An 18,013-nucleotide genomic window follows, 5' to 3' on the forward strand; every position below is an offset into this window, starting at 1 on the left:
GGGTTAGATTGCATCAAAGCGCGATTGCATTTGTATACAAAATTGGTATTTCTTGGGGCAAGCCCTGTCAAAGGTAAGACGATTCACAATGGTGCGCGAAAACATCGAGCTGGTCGAAGTTGGTCCGCGCGACGGCTTGCAGAACGAGCCGGAATCCGTCCCTACTGCGGTCAAACTCGACCTGATCAACCGGATGATCCAATATGGTGCGCGGCGGATCGAGGTGGCCAGCTTCGTTCATCCTCAGCGCGTGCCGCAGATGGCCGATGCGGAAAGCGTGATCGCTGACCTGCCTGACCGCAGCGACTGTACCTACATCGGCCTCGCACTCAACAAACGCGGAGTGATGCGAGCGCTTGCCACCCGTAAGAATGGCGCAAAAGACGGCAAGGGGCGCGGGGTGGATCAGATTGGCTGCGTGATCGTCGCCAGCGATACCTTTGGCCAGAAGAATCAGGGTCAGACCATCGCCGAGGGCCTTACCGAAACCCGCGCCATGTTGCGCTTTGCCAAAGCCGAGGGTCTGCGCGCACAGGTGACCATCAGCGCCGCGTTCGGCTGCCCATTTGAAGGCGAGGTCAAGCATGAAACCGCGCTTGCCATTGCCGAGGAACTGGCAGCCGAAAGCCCGGAAGAAATCGCGCTCGCCGATACGATCGGAGTTGGCACTCCCTTCGAGACTGGCGAATTGTTCGGCAAGCTTGGCACATTGCTAGATGGCGAAATCCCGATGCGTGCGCATTTCCACAACACGCGCGGCACCGGTATCGCCAATGCATGGGAAGCTTACAAAGCCGGTGTGCGCATCTTTGACGCCTCGCTCGGCGGCTTGGGCGGTTGTCCGTTCGCCCCGCGCGCCACCGGCAATATCGCGACCGAAGACCTCGTTTACATGATGGCGCGTTCGGGAGTCGATACGGGCATCGATCTCGACGCTGCGATCGCGGCGAACAAGTGGTTTGCGAATGTGCTGGGGCGCGAATTGCCCTCTGCTGTCGCCCGCGCAGCATAAAGCAAAAGGACACGGCATGACTTACAGGTTGGGCGTTGATGTGGGCGGGACTTTCACCGACCTCCTCTTGTTTGACGAGGCGAGCGGCGCGTTCTGGCGGCACAAGACCCCGTCAACCCCACATGACAGTTCCGAAGGCATCCTCAACGGGGTGAAGGCGATCATGGCCGATGCCGGGATCTCGGCGGACCAGATCACCTATTTCCTGCACGGAACCACGGTCGCCACCAATGCGGTGCTGGAAGGCAAGGGCGCGCGCGTCGGCCTCGTCACCACGCAGGGTTACCGTGACATTATGCAGATCGCGCGCTCCTATGTCCCAGGCGGGCTCGCCGCGTGGATCGTATGGCCCAAACCGCAGCCGCTCGCACGATTGGAACACACTGTCGAAGTCCCGGGGCGCATGGATGCGCAAGGGCGCGAAGTCGCGCCGCTCGATGAAGCCGCGGTGCGCGCGGCGCTCGCCAAGCTCAAGAGCGACGGGATCGAGGCGCTGACCGTCAGCCTGATGAACGCCTACCTCAACGGCGCGCATGAAAGCCGCATCGGGGAGATCGCCGCCGAAGAACTGCCCGGTATCCCAGTTTCGCTCAGCCACGAAGTCCTGCCGGAGATGCAGGAATACGAACGCACGCTTTCCACCGTCGCCAATGCGGCGGTGCGGCCGGTCGTGAGCAAATATGTCTCCAGCCTGCGGACGAAGCTCGAACATGAAGGCTTCAAGGGCCGATTGTCGCTGCTGCGCTCGGATGGCGGGTTGATGTCGAGCCAGAAGGCCGAGGAACACCCGGTAAATATTCTCATGTCCGGCCCCGCAGGCGGGGTGACTGGCGCGCTGTGGGTGGCGAAGAATGCAGGGTTCGAGAACATCCTCACGCTGGATGTCGGCGGCACCTCGACCGATGTGGCGCTGATTCAAGGGCTGGAGCCGCGCCGCCAGCGCACCACCGAAGTCGGCCACCTATCGGTGCGCGCCTCGGCGCTCGACGTGAAGACCGTGGGCGCAGGCGGCGGGTCGATTGCGCACGTGCCGCAACTCACTGGCGCGCTGCGCGTCGGCCCGGAAAGCGCGGGCGCTGTGCCGGGGCCGGTCGCCTACAACAAGGGCGGGGCGCTGCCCACGGTGACCGATGCCAATGTGGTGCTGGGCTATCTGCCCGAAGACCTGCTCGGCGGCGCATTCAAGCTTGACCGCGAAGGCGCAAAGGTGGCGGTGCAGACCATCGCCGATGCATTGGGCATCAGCCTGATGGAGGCCGCGCGCGGGATCATCGATATCGTCAATGAAAACATGTTCGGCGCGCTGCGGATGATCTCGGTGCAGCAGGGTTATGACCCGCGCGAATTTGCGCTGATGGGCTTTGGCGGCGCGGGGCCGCTTCACGTTAACGCAGTCGCGCGGTTGATGGGCAGTTGGCCCGCGATCTCTCCCGTCTCCCCCGGCGTGCTGTGCGCTCTCGGCGATGCCACCACCCGGATGCGCACCGAGACCGCGCGCAGCTTTTCGCGGCTCGCCAAGGATACCAGCATATCCGATCTTGTCAGCGTGCTCGACGACATGGCGCAACAAACCCGCAGCGAATTGTTGGCCGATGGCATCTCTGAAGATCAGATCACCTCGCTGTTTGAAATCGATGTGCGCTATGCGGGCCAAGCTTTCGAAGTGCCGCTCACCATCACTCAGGCCGTGCTGGAGGCGGACGGGATCGAAGGCATCCTCGCCCGCTTTGACGAGGAGCACTTGCGGCTATTCACCTTCAACATGGATACGCCGCACGAAATCGTGAACCTGCGCGCGGTGGCGCAGGGACAGGCCCCTGCCCTGCCCGCTGCCGAGCTGCCCAAAGGGGATGGCGACCCGTCAGCGGCCAAGATCCGCGACCACACGGTATGGATCGACGGGGCAGAACGCGCCGCCGTGATCTATGACCGCGCCAAGCTGCGGCAGGGCGACGTGATCGAAGGCCCGGCGATCATCACCGAAATGGATTCGACCACGCTGGTCGAACATGATTGCCGCGCGGTCGTCGATGCGGTCGGCAACATCCTCATCACTCTCAAAGCGAAGGGGTAAGATCATGCCCGCCAAGATCATCGAACCCAACACCTCCCCGATTGCAAAGGTCGCGATCGACCCGGTGACGCTCGACATCATCGAGAACGCGCTGCGCAACGCCCGGATCGAAATGGACGCGACGCTGGTGCGCACCGCCATGTCGCCCGGCATCCGCGAACAGGGTGACGCATTCCCTCTCATTGCCGACCCCGCCGGCAAGATGATCGTCGGCCAGTTCGGCAGCTTCATCGACGGCTTCCTGATCAGCTATGATGGGACGATCGAAGATGGGGACATGATTTTCCTCTCCGATCCCTATTCCTGCGCGGGCGCGATCAGCCATTCGAATGACTGGCTGGTGATGCTGCCGGTGTTCAAGGATGGCCGGTTGATCGCCTTCACTGCCATGTTCGGCCACCAGAGCGACATTGGTGGTTCGGTGCCCGGCTCGATGCCGATTGGCGCGTCATCAATCTTCGAAGAGGGCGTGCGCATTCCGCCGGTGAAAATCTGGAAGCGCGGCGAGTATAACGAAGACTTGATGAAACTGGTGATGCACCAGACCCGCAAACCCGATTGGTGTCAGGCTGACCTCAACGCGTTGATCGCCAGCTGCCGCGTCGCCGCGCGCCGGGTGGTCGAAATGGCCGAGAGGTTCGGCGATGATGTCTATGTCTCGGCCACGCAGGAACTTCTGGCCCGCAACCACCGCGCAATGAAATCGCTGTTGGCGATGGCCGTGGCCGAGGAGCCGGTCAGTTTCGAGGATTACATCTGCGACGACGGCAAAGGCTACGGCCCATACAAGATCCGTTGCACCATGTGGCGCGATGGCGACAAGGTGATCCTCGATTTCGACGGCACCGACCCGCAATCGGCGGCATCGATCAACTTTTTCCTCAATGAAAACATGTTCAAGATGTTCTTCGGCATCTACATGATCATGGTTTTCGATCCGCAAATCCTGTTCAATGACGGGTTCTACGATCTGATCGAAGTGCGCATCCCGGAAGGCTCCTTGCTGAAGCCGCGCTTCCCTGCCGCGCTGTCGGGCCGAACTCATGCTTTGGGCCGCATATTCGACATTCTCGGAGGGTTGCTTGGCCAGAAGACCCCGGAATTCCTCAACGCCGCCGGGTTCTCATCATCGCCCCACTTGTTCTATTCGGGCTGGGATAGCCGCGAGGATGGGACGCGCGATTGGTTCCAGCTGTTCCAGATCGGGTTCGGAGGGATTCCGGGCCGCCCGATGGGCGACGGGCCGGACGGACATTCGCTGTGGCCGGGCTTCACCAATGTCCCCAACGAGTTCCTCGAACGCTATTTCCCGCTGCGGATTGAACGTTATGCAACCGCGCCCGATAGCGGCGGTGCGGGCCTGCACCGGGGCGGCAATGGCATCCACATGACCTACCGCTTTCTGGTCGATGGCGAGATTGCAATCCATGACGACCGCTGGTTCGTGCCGCCGTGGGGTGTCAATGGCGGGCTGCCGGGAGCGCGCGCGAAGAAAGTGCTCGAACGCGCCGATGGCTCGTCCGAGATCGTCGGCAATAAGGTCGAAAACGTGGCCGTTAAGGCAGGCGATCTGCTCCACTTCATCACCTGGGGCGGCGGCGGCTGGGGCGACCCCCTTGCGCGTGACCCGGAACTGGTGGGCCTCGAAATCCGGCAGGGGTTGGTGACCGCAAAAGGCGCGCGCGCTTACGGCGTAGTCGCCGAGGCAAGCGGCACGGTTGAAAGCGCTGCCACCGCAGCCCTGCGTGCAAACATGACCGCATCGCGCGGTGACCTACCGCTCTTTGATTTCGGCCCGGGAATCGACGCGCTGAGGGCGAATTGCGAGGCCGAAACCGGCCTTTCCGCGCCGATCCAGCCGGTATGGAATTTGCGCGAGGCCGCCGAATGAGCGCTCTCCAGGACATCAAGGTCGTCGAAATGGGCCAGCTGCTCGCCGGTCCATTCTGCGGGCAATTGCTGGGCGACATGGGTGCGGATGTGGTGAAGATCGAGCCGCCGGGCGCAGGCGATCCGATGCGCAATTGGGGGCAAGGCGACGAGAAAGTGCAGTGGGAAGTCATCGCCCGCAACAAACGCTCTGTCACCTGCAACCTGCGCGTTCCAGAAGGTCAGGCGCTCGCCAAGCGCCTGATCGCCGACGCCGATGTGCTGATCGAGAATTTCAAGCCCGGCACGCTTGAACGTTGGGGCCTGTCGCCAGCGGAACTCCACGCGGTCAACCCCGGTCTGATTATCGCGCGCATGTCCGGCTACGGGCAAGATGGCCCCTATTCCGACCGCGCTGGCTTCGGCGGGATTGGTGAGGCGATGGGTGGGTGGCGTTACATCGTGGGTGAGCCGGATCGTCCCCCTTCCCGCATGGGCATCTCAATTGGCGATACACTTTGCGCGACCTATGGCTGCATGGGCGTGCTCGCCGCGCTGCATCACCGCGAGAAGACCGGTGAAGGGCAGGTGGTCGATTCCGCGCTTTACGAAGCAGTGTTGCAGGTGATGGAGGGGCTGGTCCCCGAATATGACCGCAACGGCGTGATCCGCGAACGCTCGGGGTCTGTGCTGAAAGGTATCGCGCCGTCGAACGTCTATACTTGCTGTGACGGTAGCTACATGATCGGCGGCAATGGCGATGCGATCTTCGCGCGGCTGTGCCAGGCGATGGGCCGTCCGGAACTGGCGAGCGACGAACGCTATTCCACCCACATCGCGCGCGGGCATCATCAGGACGAGCTTGATGCGCTTATCAATGACTGGACCGCCACGCTCACGGTGGACGAGGTCGACGCGCTGATGACCGAATATTCGATCCCCGCCGGCCGCGTCTACCGCGCGCCCGATATGCTGGCCGATCCGCATTTTCAGGCGCGTGAGGCGATCATCGAGGTCGAAACGCAGAACCGCGGACGGATAAAGATGCAGAACACCTTCCCCAAACTGTCGCGCACGCCCTCAACCATCCGTCGCCCCGCTCCCGCCGCACCGGGGCAGGACAATGCCGAGGTTTACGGCGAACGTCTGGGCATGGATGCAGGCGAACTTGCGCGACTGACACAGGCGGGGATCGTCTGATGGCTGCCCCTTCGGCAAGCGACAATTACGCAGGGGTGTTCGAAGGGCGCCTGCAACCAGGCAAGCGCCCAGCGCTGCTGATCGTCGATGTGGTGACGGCCTATCTTTCAGAAGGCTCACCGCTGTTTATGGAAACTGCAGCGGCGGCGAAGGACAGCAGCCAACGGCTGGCGAACGCAGCGCGCGCGGCTGGCGTGTCGGTGATCTTTACCAACGTCCAATACCGCGCCGATGGGTCAGACGGTGGGGTCTTCACCCGCAAATCGCCGGTGGTGAGGATGTGGGTCGAAGGCTCGCCCCTTGGCGAATTCCCCGCTGACCTTGTGCCCCATCCAGGCGATCTGGTCATCACCAAGCAATACCCATCGGCGTTTTTCGGCACCGGACTTGCCGAAACCTTGCACGCGCAGGGCATTGATACCCTCTTCATCACCGGCTTTTCCACCTCGGGCTGCGTCCGGGCAAGTGCGCTCGACGCTATGCAGCATGGCTTTGTCCCGCTGGTCGTGCGCGAAGCCTGCGCCGACCGCCACCCCGGCCCGCACGAAGCCAATCTGTTCGACCTGCAGGCCAAATATGCCGAAGTCATCAGCGAGGCAGAGGCGGTCGCCATCATCGATGCCAACAACAATACCGCCTGACAGACCCTTTATCGGACCCGTGAAGGGGCGATGAGAACCGCATTTGCCAGCAGCAGGTCCAGCCCGTCCAGATAGGCGCGCGTTGCCGGATCATGCGCAAAACCTATCGTGAGACCGCGCCCGCTCGGCTGCGCCATCAGATAAGGCTTGAACGCCAACTGCCGCCGGTTCTCATCCCAGACATAACCGCTGGCAATAAGCCGTTCAGCGACTTCAAAACGCAGCACATTGGCTCCATCGGCGCGGCTAAGCGGGGTGAATATCTGCGATCCGCTGGCCAAAACCACCGCGCCGCCATCATAGCCCGCCGAAAGGAAATGTTCGCGGTCCGCCACGGTGTTGAGCAAGGCTCCGGGCAATGTGTCAGGCAGTGCGGCTTGATCGGCGATCGCGGCACGATAGGCTTCCTCGCTGGTGATCTCGGTCGCTTCGCGCAATGCGGTCTGCCCCTCATCCTCGCTTTCAGGTTCGCGGCCCAGCGCCGCTTCGCGCTGCACCGAGATGAGCGGATTGTCGCCCTCGGCAAAAGTCGTCAGGCTGCCCTCTATGGCCACCAGCACCCCTCCACGTTCAACAAAGGCGCGGATGGTCGCCTTGCCGCTTTCACCCAGAGCATCGCCCGGATCGCCGTCGGGCACCAGCAGCACATCATAATCGGTCAAATCCGCGCGCCCGAACCGGTGCGTGCGAATTGGCACAACCGGCAGGCCGAGCCGCTGTTCAAGGACAAACCGCAAGGCTCCCGCGCTAAGCTGCGAGACGCCCTCGTCCCACGCGATTGCGACCTTGGGAAGGGTCAGCCGGACAAACGCATCGCTGCCGAGGTTCGGCCCGTCCTCAACCCAGCTTGAATCGAGACCGACTGTCTCTGCGCCGATAGTGCTGGCAAGCTCGCGCAGCCGCGCCAAGCCTTCGGCAGTGTTCGCGCCCGCCGGAAAAATCACCGTCCCGCGAGGGAATATGCGTCCGTTCTTGGTGAATGCCTCATCGGTGGCGCGGGCCTCGATCCCTTCGCGCAAGGCCAGCGTCACCAGCCGGGCCTGACCGCTATCAGTCCATGGGACTGCGATGGCAAAATCGCCCGAACCCTGAACGAGCGGCGCAATCGGTGCGGCGGCATCCAGCGCCTCTCCGGCGACCGAACCACCGCACAGATCAATCTCGACACCCGACATCAACCCAACCGACCATGCGGTCACGTCATAGAGTTCATGCGGCAGATCGTCCGACCGGCGGCGCTCCTGTTCGGTAACGAAGTCTGGCGGCAGGGCGGTGTCGCGGTCCAGCAGACTGCGCACCAGCCGCGCGGCGGGCTGGGCTTGCGGCACGGCAAGATAGCCTTGCGGATAGGACCGCTCGCATACATTCGCCGCGCCCGCATTGCGGTGCACTTCGATCCCCTGCGCAGCCAATCGGCGGCCCAGACTTTCAGCATTCCAGCGGCGCGTGCTGAGGTCGATTAAATAGCTGCCTGTGCCTGCCGCTCCGCCCGCATTGGCGCGGCGATAGGCGGCAAAGTCGCCGAGAAATCTATCGGCATTCTGCGCGACCGCTTCGGCTGTGGAGATGCTGGCGATGAAATGATTGCGCACCCCGTCGGCATAGATCAGTTCGGTCCCATCGCGGCGCTGCCACACCAGCCCGCGCGCCGACCCCTGTTCATAGGTGCTGCCAATGGCGCCCTGATGCGTGTTCCAGGTGTCGCCATATCCGGGATAGAACAGATCATAGACTTCGCGGGTGAAATACGGCTCACCCATGCGATCAAAATAGGCCGCGTTGTTGCGCCCGATAATCTCATAGGCGCGGCGCTGCGCATCGGTGATGTTGGGGTTGATTGGCTGCGCGGCGGGGGAGAAAAAATACGTCTCGTCTCCGCCCATTTCGTGCACATCGACCACCGCGACCGGGTTCCATTCGCGGATCGCGGCAACCTTTCCGCGCGTTTCTGGCTGGCTCAGCGTAAACCAGTCGCGGTTGAGATCGAACAGGTAATGATTGACCCGCCCGCTCGGCCAGGTTTCGTCATGTTCGGCGGCCTGCCGGTCGCCTGCAGGTTCGATGCCCACCGCGCCCCGGAAATGGTTGACGAAACGCGCGCGCCCGTCCGGGTTCTGCATCGGATCAAGCACCACGATGCTTTCGCTCAGAATCTGCTCGACCCGCGCATCGCCCCTTGCAGCGAGCAGATGATAGGCCATCATCAACGCCGCATCGGTTGATGCGATTTCATTGCCGTGCACACCGTAGGCGAGCCAGGTCACCGGCAGTGCATCACCAGTGCTGGCGCGCCCGGCCGCCACATTGGCAAGGTCGCTTCTGATTGCATCAATCCGCGCCATGTTTTGCGGCGCGGTGATGATCAGATAGTGGAGCGGTCGCCCTTCCCAACTGATCGCATATTGCACCAGCTTCGTCCGGTCCGGCGCGGCTGCGACTAAAGCGCGCAGATAGGTATCGGCTTCGCCGGGCGAAGTGATCCGATCTCCCGGCGCATGGCCGACAGTATCGGATAAGGTGGGAATGGCGGGATCGAATTCCGCTGCGATGAAGGATTGCGCCTGCGCGGCCCCCTGCGGTGCCAAAACCGCGAGACCCATTGTCGCCAGCACACTTGCGAACCGGCACATTATTTCACGCTTCATCTAAATTTCCTGATTCCGCCCGAGCAAAGGGATTGGATGAAACAGTTCGGTCAATCGCGCTGCGCGGTCAAGCATGCTGGCCCGCGCTTTTCATGGCAGTGTTTCAAAGTAACCGGAATGCGTGGCAAATTCGCAACAAACTTACAAAGGCAAGCGCAATCTTATCCAATTCAATGGGGGCACCCTTGACACTTATGACAGGTGGATGAAATTTGTGCGTCGCACCAAAACACGAACAGGGAACGCAATGAAACCTCTAAAACTGTCCGGTCACGCCCTCCTCCTGGCTGCTGTTAGCGCGATGCCATTTGCTGCTTATGCACAATCCACGCCGGACCAGGATGCCGCGGAGCCAGAAGAAGAACCCCGCATTGTCGTCACCGGATCGCGCATTGCGCTTGATCCCAATATTGGCGCGCCTGCTCCGATCATTTCGATCGGTTCCGAAGCTCTCACCCAGGCCGGCACGCCTGACGTTGTAGATGTGCTGCGCGACATTCCAGCTTTGTCCACGTCGACCACATCTGAAGGATCGATTGACGGCATCTTTTCCGAGGCGGTCGGGCAATCGATCCTGAACCTGCGCGGCCTTGGGTCGAACCGGACGCTGGTGCTGGTGAATGGTCGCCGCCACGTCTCCGGCGTCGCGGGGGAACAGGCGGTCGACATCAACTCGATCCCGACCGCGCTGATCGACCGGGTCGAAACGCTCACTGGCGGCGCTTCCTCGCTTTACGGTGCAGACGCCGTCACGGGCGTGGTCAACTTTGTGCTCAAGGATGATTTCGAGGGAATTCAGGCCAATGTTCAATCGGGCGTTTCGTCCGAAGGGGACAGTTTCCGCATCAATGCTGACCTCACATGGGGCGTCAACTTCGCCGATGGCCGGGGCAATTTCGTGGTTTCGGGCGAATATGCGCGCGGCAATGAATTGCAATTCGGAGAGCGCGACTTTTCACGGAACAACGGCATTTTTGACGATCAGGCCAATCCGGCATTGCGGTTTCAGGCGGGCGACATCACTGGAAGCACCCCGAACTTTGCGAATTTCTTTGCGGTCGGTGTGGGCGGTTTTCCCACTGGCTTCCTGATCCCAAGCGGCGGCGGCGTTCAGGACTTCATCAACGATTACACTGCAGAGTTCGGCGTCGCGCCAGTGTTCAGCGCAGCTGAGCAGGCCTTGATCGACCGCGCCACCAACGCCCCGCGCCGCTTTATTGCGGGTCAACCAACTTTCTCGTTGTCTTCTCCGGGCGGGGTCATCGCGCCGGGCGATATTGGCCTGAGCGACGGTCCGGACATCAATGGCAATGGCGTGGCCGATTGCCTTGAAAGCTCGGTCGGTTTCAACAGCACCTTTCAGAACGGTGCGTTTGGACTTGCTGGTGGCTGCGCCGTCATCAATCCTGATGGCACGCTCGCTGTGTATCAGGACGGCGCGATCACCGGCCTGTTCAACCAATTTGGCGGCCCAGGCATCGCCAACAATTTCGATGTCAATTCGCTGATCCCGGAAACCGAGCGCTGGTCGGCCAACGCCAACCTGACCTTTGAGATTTCGCCGGACGCGATCCTGTTTTTCGAAGGCAAGTTCGTTTCCAATTCGGCCGAGTTTCAGGCGCAGCCCAACACATTTTACGATCTGCTGACGATCCGTGACGACAACCCCTTCATCACCCCGCAACTCGCACAATATGTCGCCCCGCTCTTTTTCGGCAATGGCACTGACGAAGGGTTCTACATTACGCGTGACCCTGCAGATTTGGGGGCAAACCGGAACCGCAACGAATTTGAGACCATGCGTTTCGTTGGCGGCATTCGCGGCGACATCACCGATCATTTCTCCTATGAGATTTCGGGCAATTACGGGAAGTTCAATCAGACCAGCTTTGATGCCAACCGCGTCATTACTGACCGATTCTTTGCCGCAATTGATGTAACCACCGATGCGGGCGGCAATCCTATCTGCCGTTCCGACATTGACCCCACTCCGCCTGCCACCACGCCGTTTGGCATTCCGGCGGGTGATCCGGGCTTTTTCACCTTCAACCCGGGTGATGGTACCTGCGCTCCGGCAAACATCCTTGGCGGGGTCGGCGCGATCAGCCAGGACGCAATCGACTTCATTACCGCGACAACCGTCAACGAATTTGAGCTTGAACAGCTCGTCTTCAGCGCGATCTTTACCGGCGACACCGGCGCGATATTTGAACTGCCCGGCGGCCCCATTGGCTTTGCCGCTGGCTTTGAATTCCGCGAGGAGCAGAGCAGCTCGAACTTCGATCCGCTGGTGCGCGGCATTGTGCCCGTAACCACGCCCAACGCCAACGCCGGGGACTTCGTCGGTGATGTGACAGGCGGCGTGCAAAACTCTCTGGTGTTCGACCCGGCTTCGACGATCGCCAATGCGGGAGGGGAGTTCACCGTCTATGACATCTTTGGCGAAGTGCGCATTCCGATTCTGTCTGGCATGCCGTTTGCCGAAACGCTCGAACTGAGCGGCGCTGCACGGTATTCCGATTACTCGACCGTGGGCGGCACCTTCACCTGGAACGTTGGCGGGCTCTATGCACCGAGCGAAGACATCCTGTTCCGCGGGACTTATGCAGAGGCCGTGCGCGCGCCGAACATCAACGAATTGTTCAATCCGCCGCAAGGTGCGTTTTTCCGCCCGGTCGATCCCTGCGATGTCGGCAATCTCGTCACCGCCGACGATCCGGCGCTGCGTCAGGCAAACTGCACCGCTTTCTTCAACCAGATCGGGTTCGACCCGACCTTTGGTGGCGGCGGCTATTCCTACGTCGATCCGCTCACTGCCCGGTTCTCCGGTTCGATCAGCGGCAACCCGAACCTTGAAGAAGAAACAGCCACCACCTTTACACTTGGCGCGCAGATCACTCCGCGCTTCCTTTCGGGCCTGATCCTTACCGTCGATTATTACAACATCGAGATCGAGAACGCGATCAACGCGGTTGGCGCGCAGGACATCGTCGACAATTGCGTCGACAGCGCCAGCATCAACAACGGGTTCTGCGACCTCATCAACCGCAATCCGTCGACCGGCGGCTTTACCTTCCTGCGCCAGACTTCGGTCAATTTTGCGCGGCAGGAAACCGCCGGGATTGAAGCTTCACTGCAATACAAATTCGGTTTTGGCCCGATTGACTTCACCTTCAACGCGAGCGGGACCTGGGTGGATAAACTCAACAACTTCTTCGACCCTGCGGACCCAACGCTGGTCGATCCTGAACTGGGCGAACTGCAACGACCAGAGTGGGCAGGGCGCGCCGCGCTCAACGCGCAATATGAGCGCTTCAGCCTGACATGGTCGACCACCTACCTCGATTCACAGGGCCTCCGCTCGGTCGAGATCGAGGACGTTGGCAACTCCGGTGACGATACATTCTCGGTGGCCAATGGCATTTCCAGCGATGTGATGATCCACGATATCGCCTTCAGCTTTGAAGCGACCGACATGGTCGACATTTACGGCGGCGTGAACAATGTCTTCAACCGCAAGCCCTTTGTGACCGAGCAGGCGTTCCCGGTCAGCCCGGTCGGCACGCTGTTCTTCCTCGGAGCGACCGTTACGATGTAACCGCAAGGCAGCAGCCAATTGAAAGGGGGCGCTGGGCATCTGCCGCAGCGCCCCTTTTTCATGTTTGCCGTGCCCGATTTAGCCTTTGCCGTGCTCTTCGCGGGCGATCTGGTGCAGCCAGTCAGCATGGCGCGGGGCTGTCTTGGTCTTGCTCCATTCGTCGAGCATCAGCGGCGCGACGCGCTTCAGTTCGGCATATTGCTCTTCCGTCCCGATGTCCGCAGCCAGTTCGACCCGGTGGCCGTTGGGATCGAAGAAATAGATCGATTTGAAGATACCGTGATGCGTCGGACCAAGCACGTCGATCCCTTCACCCTCGATATGCGCCTTGGCGCTGAGCAGCGCGGCTTCGTCGGGGACGCGCAACGCCAAATGCTGCACCCACACCGGGGTGTTGGGATCGCGGCCCATTTCCGGCTGATTGGGCAGTTCGAAAAACGCCAGAATGTTGCCGTTCCCGGCATCGAGAAAGATGTGCATGTAAGGATCGTATTCGCCGGTCGAGGGCACGTGATCCTCGGCAAAGGCGGTGGTGTAGGTCATGCCGAGCACGCGGCCATACCACTCGACCGTTTCCTTCGCATCCTTGCAGCGATAGGCGGCGTGATGGATTCCGGCGAGGCTTACGGGGTGGCTCATTCGGCAGGCTCCTTGGCCTTGGTATCCAGCACACCGCGCGCAATCTGATCGCGTTCGATGCTTTCAAACAGCGCCTTGAAATTGCCCTCGCCAAAGCCGTCATCGCCCTTGCGCTGGATGAATTCGAAGAACACCGGGCCAACCTTTGCCTCGGCAAAGATTTGCAGCAACAGGCGCGGCTGTCCGCCTTCAGTCGTCCCATCGAGCAGGATGCCGCGTATTTTCAGTTCGGCTTCGTCCTCGCCGTGGCCGGGCAGGCGTTCGGACAGCATATCATAATAGGTCGCGGGCGGCGCGGTCATGAACGGCACTCCGAGCGCTTTCAAACGGTCCCAGCACGCCACCAGATCATCGCAGATCAGCGCGATGTGCTGAATCCCTTCACCGTTGAACTGGCGCAGGAATTCCTCGATCTGGCCCTTTCCGCCCTCGCCTTCTTCGTTGAGCGGGATGCGGATCTTGCCATCGGGCGCGGTCAGCGCCTTTGACGTCAGCCCGGTGTATTCACCCTTGATGTCGAAAAACCGGATCTCGCGGAAGTTGAACAGCGTCTCGTAATAATCCGCCCAGTATTTCATCCGCCCGGTGTAGACGTTGTGGGTCAGGTGATCGATCGTGTGAAAGCCTGCGCCTTCGGGATAGGGATCGACGCCGGGCAGGTAATCGAAATCGATGTCGTAGATCGTCAGGCTCTTGCCCTCGGCCCCGGCATAGCGATCGACCAGATACAGGATCGCGCCGCCGATGCCGCGGATCGCGGGGATACGAAGTTCCATCGGGCCGGGTTCATTGGCCACCGGTTCGGCCCCGGCTTCGATCAGATGGTCATAGGCTTTCACTGCGTTGCGCACCCGGAACGCCATGCCGCAGGCGCTTGGCCCGTGTTCGCGGGCGAAATACCATGCCGCGCTGCGCGGTTCGTAATTGGCGATCAGATTGATGCCGCCCTGCCGCCACAGATGCACATCCTTTGACCGGTGCTTTGCCACCTGAGTGAAGCCCATCGCTTCGAACACCGGTTCCAGCACGCCTTTTTCGGGGGCGCAGAATTCGACGAATTCAAAGCCGTCAAGACCAGCGGGGTTTTCGAACATATCGCCGGGGTGCAGGGTCATTTACGGGAGCCTCAATATTTCAAACTGGTTACACCTGTAACTATCTACGCCAAATGGGCGATTTTGTCAAAGCCAGTTCATCTGCCCATCTGCTTGACACATTGGACAGGTTGTCAAGCGGGACTTTCTACCGCAATTGTTTGATTTACATCACAAAACACGAAAAAGGCGCGCTTGACACTTTTCCAACAAAAGCGGCTTTTGCGCCCCTTTGGGAACGGGGGGAGAAATGCCATCCCTTGCCATGCCACACGGCGGTGGCTGTAGGAAAGCCCGCTAGGGTCAGAAGGGTCCTGACCCTAACCCACCCGCCCGATGTTGCGCCCGCCTTCGCCCTGCGTGACGATAAGCTTGGCACCGAACGGCTCTCCGCCTTCGAACAGAGCGCGGGTTGGCTCGTCGCTGAGGTCAGCATTGCCCACCACGCGTTCGCCCGCAGGATTGCGGCCGATGAACACCGCAAGGCTGCCGTTCTTGCCGTGGTTGATCGTGTAGCTTTCGACGCTCGCCTCGCCAAAGGGTTCGGTGCTGCGCCCCGCCCCATTTCTGGCCTTTGGAAGTTCGGTCAACCGCTCGCCCGCTGACCAATCGGCGGGATCTGTCGAATATATTCCGGTCGCATATTTGCTCATCCAGCCGCCATTGGCTCCTACCAGAGCATAGCTGCCGCGCTCATTGCGCACCCGCTGCACCGCTTCGCAAATCGCGTGGGCTGAGTAATTGTTGCCCGCCCCGCCAAAGAACGGCAGCCCGCCCGTCAGCGTCAGCCCGCGCGGATCATCCACTGCGATGCCGAAATGGTCGCATTGATTGAACACGGGAATCGCAAAACACGAATAGAAATCGAGGAACGCCATGTCGGACATGCGCTTACCCGCAATCTCCAGCGCGCGTTCGACCGAAGCGATAGAGGCCGGGTTGGCGGCCAGATCGGGTCGCTGCGATAGCTCCAGTTCGGTTGCCGAAGTGACTGCGTGGATATGCACCCATTTGGACTGCGGCACGCCCAGTTCGCGCGCCTTGTCCGCGCTGCACAGGATGATCGCGGCGGCCTGGTTGACCTGATCGCGCGCCACCGTCATCCGCGCATAGGGTTCTGCGACGATGCGGTTGCGGTCGGTGATCGTCGCCAGTTCCTGCGCGCTGCGCTGCGTCGGCGCGGCGGCGTGCGGATTGGCCGCGGCGACCTTTGTGAAAGGGGCAAACAATTCGCCAATGTCGCGGCGATATTGATCAAGGCTCTTGCCCAGCTTTGCCCGCCGGGCGTTTTCAGCGATGGCATAAAGCGGGATCGCCCCGCTTGCGCCATGCGCGAACAGGGCCGGTTCCAGCATCCCGTCAAGGCCATATCCGCGATCTTCCAATTCCCCGCCAACCTCCTCGGACCAGTCGGGCTTTTCCCCCTTCGCCGACAGAGCGAGGACGGTCGAGATCGCCTCTGATCCGACAATCGCCGTGCAGTGGCTGCGTCCGGCGGCGATGTCCTCGGCAAATTCCCCGACCAGTTTCTGATTGTATTGCCCGCCGGTGGTCGAAAGGATCGCGCGCGCCGGGTCAGCGCCGACCCGCCTGGCAAAGCTGCGCGGGACATTGTCCGATCCGCCAAACGGCGGCGCGCGGTCGGGACGCGACATTTCGAACGCGCGGATGGCGGCAAGCGTGTCGATGGCTCCGGCAACATTTGCGCCGGACGCGCAATCGGCAATCGCCGCTGCCAGCGCCCGACCGCCGAGGTCCATATAGGAAAGCGCTTCGTAGCCGGGCTCACCCACCCTTTCGGAATATTGCCCGACCCCGATGATGACCGGCGTGTTGTCAGCGACTTCAGTCAACAAAATCGTCCACCAGCTCCACGATGATCGCCGGGGCCATGCCGCCCGCTGCGCACATGGTCACCAGCCCGGTTTTGAGATCGCGGCGTTCGAGTTCGTCGATCACCGTGCCGATCAGGATCGAACCGGTCGCGCCAATCGGATGGCCCAGCGCAATCGAGCCGCCATTGACGTTGACCTTGTCCCAATCGAGCCCCAGATCGCGCACGAATTTGGCGGCAACGACGGCAAAGGCCTCGTTGATTTCATAGAGGTCGATGTCCTCCACCGTCATGCCCGCCTTAGCCAGCACCTTCTTTGCCGCCGGGACCGGGGCGTTGAGCATCAATGTGGGATCATCGCCCATATTGGCGGTCGCCACGATCCGCGCGCGCGGCTTCAACCCGTGTTTCTGCGCATAGGCCTTGCTGCACACCAGCACCGCCGCCGCGCCGTCAACCACGCCCGAACTGTTGCCCGCGTGGTGGAAATTCTGAATCTCGACATCGGGATATTTCTGATTGATCAGCCCGCGAAAGGTCGTGCCCTTTGCGTCCAGCGGCACGTCGGCGATCTTGGTAAAGGCCGGCTCCAGCTTGGCGAGGTCTTCCATCGTGGTCTGCGGGCGCGGATATTCATCGTGATCGAGCAGCACGGTGCCATCATCGGCCACCACCGGAACGATTGATTTGGCAAACCGCCCTTCGGCCATCGCTTCGGCGGCGCGTTGCTGCGAACGATATCCGACCTCGTCCAGCTCGGCGCGGGTGAAGCCTTCGATCGTGGCAATCGCATCGCCGCAAATGCCCTGATGCGATTGCGGGTGAACGCTTTGCAGACGTTCGTTATAACTGCCCATCATCGGCGGCTTGATCCCGGCGCCCATCTTTTCCTTCGCCATTGCGGCGGTCAGGCTCATCATTTCGGTGCCGCCTGCGACGATGCAATCTTCCATCCCGCTCATCACCTGCGCCGCTGCAAGGTTCACGCTGGTGATCCCGCCGCCGCAGAACCGGTCGAGCGTGGTGCCGGACGAGGTGATGTCATAGCCCGCATCGAGCGCCGCCATGCGGCCCATGTCGCCCGCCTGCATCCCGTCCTGCGTTGAAACCGACCAGATCACATCGTCGACGGTTGCGGTGTCGAGCCCGTTGCGCTGCGCGATGGCTTTCAGGACGGTCGCGGCCAGATGCTGCGGATGCTGATCGGCCAGCGCGCCCTTGCCTTGCTTGCCAATGCCGCGCGGGGTGCGCACGGCGTCAATGATGTAAGCTTCGCCCATGATGGCCTCTTTCCTGACTGTTTAAACGAATTATCGAAAATGCGGTTGACGTGTCCGTAAACCGCCTGCACTCCTCGCACAAGAATTCAGTTTCTATTGAAAATGCTAATAGCGATGGAGAGAGCGC

General features: G+C 61.2%; 11 protein-coding genes. 6 read left to right on the forward strand and 5 right to left on the reverse strand.

Features of this window, described 5'->3' with window-relative positions; all coding sequences use genetic code 11:
• Positions 1-88: 88 nt before the first annotated feature.
• From ACM64M_RS12030 to ACM64M_RS12050, 5 genes are read left to right on the forward strand one after another with little or no spacing between them, the layout of a single operon-like run.
• Positions 89-1,012, forward strand: a complete 924-nt coding sequence (locus tag ACM64M_RS12030; protein WP_416228942.1) for a hydroxymethylglutaryl-CoA lyase — start codon at positions 89-91, stop codon at positions 1,010-1,012.
• Positions 1,013-1,028: 16 nt separating this feature from the next.
• Entirely contained in the window at positions 1,029-3,086 is a 2,058-nt protein-coding gene (locus ACM64M_RS12035; protein WP_416228943.1) for a hydantoinase/oxoprolinase family protein, read from the forward strand.
• Between the two features lie 4 nt (positions 3,087-3,090).
• A complete protein-coding gene (locus tag ACM64M_RS12040) occupies positions 3,091-4,977 on the forward strand; it encodes a hydantoinase B/oxoprolinase family protein (protein WP_416228944.1) in 1,887 nt (628 codons plus the stop codon).
• Complete coding sequence (locus ACM64M_RS12045; RefSeq protein ID WP_416228945.1) at positions 4,974-6,155, forward strand: CaiB/BaiF CoA transferase family protein; 1,182 nt, start codon at positions 4,974-4,976, stop codon at positions 6,153-6,155. Before ACM64M_RS12040 ends, ACM64M_RS12045 begins: the two co-directional genes overlap by 4 nt.
• On the forward strand, positions 6,155-6,796 hold the full coding sequence (locus ACM64M_RS12050; RefSeq protein ID WP_416228946.1) for an isochorismatase family protein: 642 nt from the start codon (positions 6,155-6,157) through the stop codon (positions 6,794-6,796). The genes ACM64M_RS12045 and ACM64M_RS12050 overlap by 1 nt, the downstream gene beginning before the upstream one ends.
• A gap of 8 nt (positions 6,797-6,804) precedes the next feature.
• On the opposite strand, the gene ACM64M_RS12055 is transcribed toward ACM64M_RS12050, so the two are convergent.
• Positions 6,805-9,441 (reverse strand): M14 family zinc carboxypeptidase, encoded by a 2,637-nt coding sequence (locus ACM64M_RS12055; RefSeq protein WP_416228947.1) that lies wholly within the window; start codon positions 9,439-9,441, stop codon positions 6,805-6,807.
• A 301-nt stretch (positions 9,442-9,742) separates the two neighbouring features.
• Here ACM64M_RS12055 and ACM64M_RS12060 point away from each other — a divergent pair, with 301 nt between their 5' ends.
• Positions 9,743-13,039, forward strand: coding sequence for a TonB-dependent receptor domain-containing protein (locus ACM64M_RS12060; protein ID WP_416228948.1), 3,297 nt, complete (start codon positions 9,743-9,745; stop codon positions 13,037-13,039).
• Between the two features lie 78 nt (positions 13,040-13,117).
• Here the strand turns inward: ACM64M_RS12060 and ACM64M_RS12065 are convergent, their stop codons facing one another.
• From ACM64M_RS12065 to ACM64M_RS12080, 4 genes are all read right to left on the reverse strand, one after another.
• Positions 13,118-13,678: a VOC family protein gene (locus tag ACM64M_RS12065; RefSeq protein WP_416228949.1), complete on the reverse strand. Its 561-nt coding sequence runs from the start codon at positions 13,676-13,678 to the stop codon at positions 13,118-13,120.
• Entirely contained in the window at positions 13,675-14,793 is a 1,119-nt protein-coding gene (gene hppD / locus ACM64M_RS12070; protein ID WP_416228950.1) for a 4-hydroxyphenylpyruvate dioxygenase, read from the reverse strand. Before hppD ends, ACM64M_RS12065 begins: the two co-directional genes overlap by 4 nt.
• A gap of 299 nt (positions 14,794-15,092) precedes the next feature.
• A complete protein-coding gene (locus tag ACM64M_RS12075) occupies positions 15,093-16,625 on the reverse strand; it encodes an acetyl-CoA acetyltransferase (RefSeq protein WP_416228951.1) in 1,533 nt (510 codons plus the stop codon).
• The gene (locus ACM64M_RS12080; RefSeq protein ID WP_416228952.1) at positions 16,618-17,886 is read right to left on the reverse strand and encodes an acetyl-CoA C-acetyltransferase; all 1,269 of its coding nucleotides are present in this window, start codon (positions 17,884-17,886) and stop codon (positions 16,618-16,620) included. The genes ACM64M_RS12075 and ACM64M_RS12080 overlap by 8 nt, the downstream gene beginning before the upstream one ends.
• Positions 17,887-18,013: the final 127 nt, after the last annotated feature.

The organism is Qipengyuania sp. ASV99 (assembly GCF_047872805.1).
Classification (GTDB): domain Bacteria; phylum Pseudomonadota; class Alphaproteobacteria; order Sphingomonadales; family Sphingomonadaceae; genus Erythrobacter.

What these genes read in the sequence shown, in the direction of transcription:
- ACM64M_RS12050 (WP_416228946.1), top strand. Translation starts at nt 6,155, where the DNA reads ATGGCTGCCCCTTCGGCAAGCGACAATTACGCAGGGGTGTTCGAAGGG.
- hppD (WP_416228950.1), bottom strand. Translation starts at nt 14,793, where the DNA reads ATGACCCTGCACCCCGGCGATATGTTCGAAAACCCCGCTGGTCTTGAC.
- ACM64M_RS12080 (WP_416228952.1), bottom strand. Translation starts at nt 17,886, where the DNA reads ATGGGCGAAGCTTACATCATTGACGCCGTGCGCACCCCGCGCGGCATT.
- ACM64M_RS12035 (WP_416228943.1), top strand. Translation starts at nt 1,029, where the DNA reads ATGACTTACAGGTTGGGCGTTGATGTGGGCGGGACTTTCACCGACCTC.
- ACM64M_RS12065 (WP_416228949.1), bottom strand. Translation starts at nt 13,678, where the DNA reads ATGAGCCACCCCGTAAGCCTCGCCGGAATCCATCACGCCGCCTATCGC.
- ACM64M_RS12045 (WP_416228945.1), top strand. Translation starts at nt 4,974, where the DNA reads ATGAGCGCTCTCCAGGACATCAAGGTCGTCGAAATGGGCCAGCTGCTC.
- ACM64M_RS12040 (WP_416228944.1), top strand. Translation starts at nt 3,091, where the DNA reads ATGCCCGCCAAGATCATCGAACCCAACACCTCCCCGATTGCAAAGGTC.
- ACM64M_RS12030 (WP_416228942.1), top strand. Translation starts at nt 89, where the DNA reads ATGGTGCGCGAAAACATCGAGCTGGTCGAAGTTGGTCCGCGCGACGGC.
- ACM64M_RS12060 (WP_416228948.1), top strand. Translation starts at nt 9,743, where the DNA reads ATGCCATTTGCTGCTTATGCACAATCCACGCCGGACCAGGATGCCGCG.
- ACM64M_RS12055 (WP_416228947.1), bottom strand. Translation starts at nt 9,441, where the DNA reads ATGAAGCGTGAAATAATGTGCCGGTTCGCAAGTGTGCTGGCGACAATG.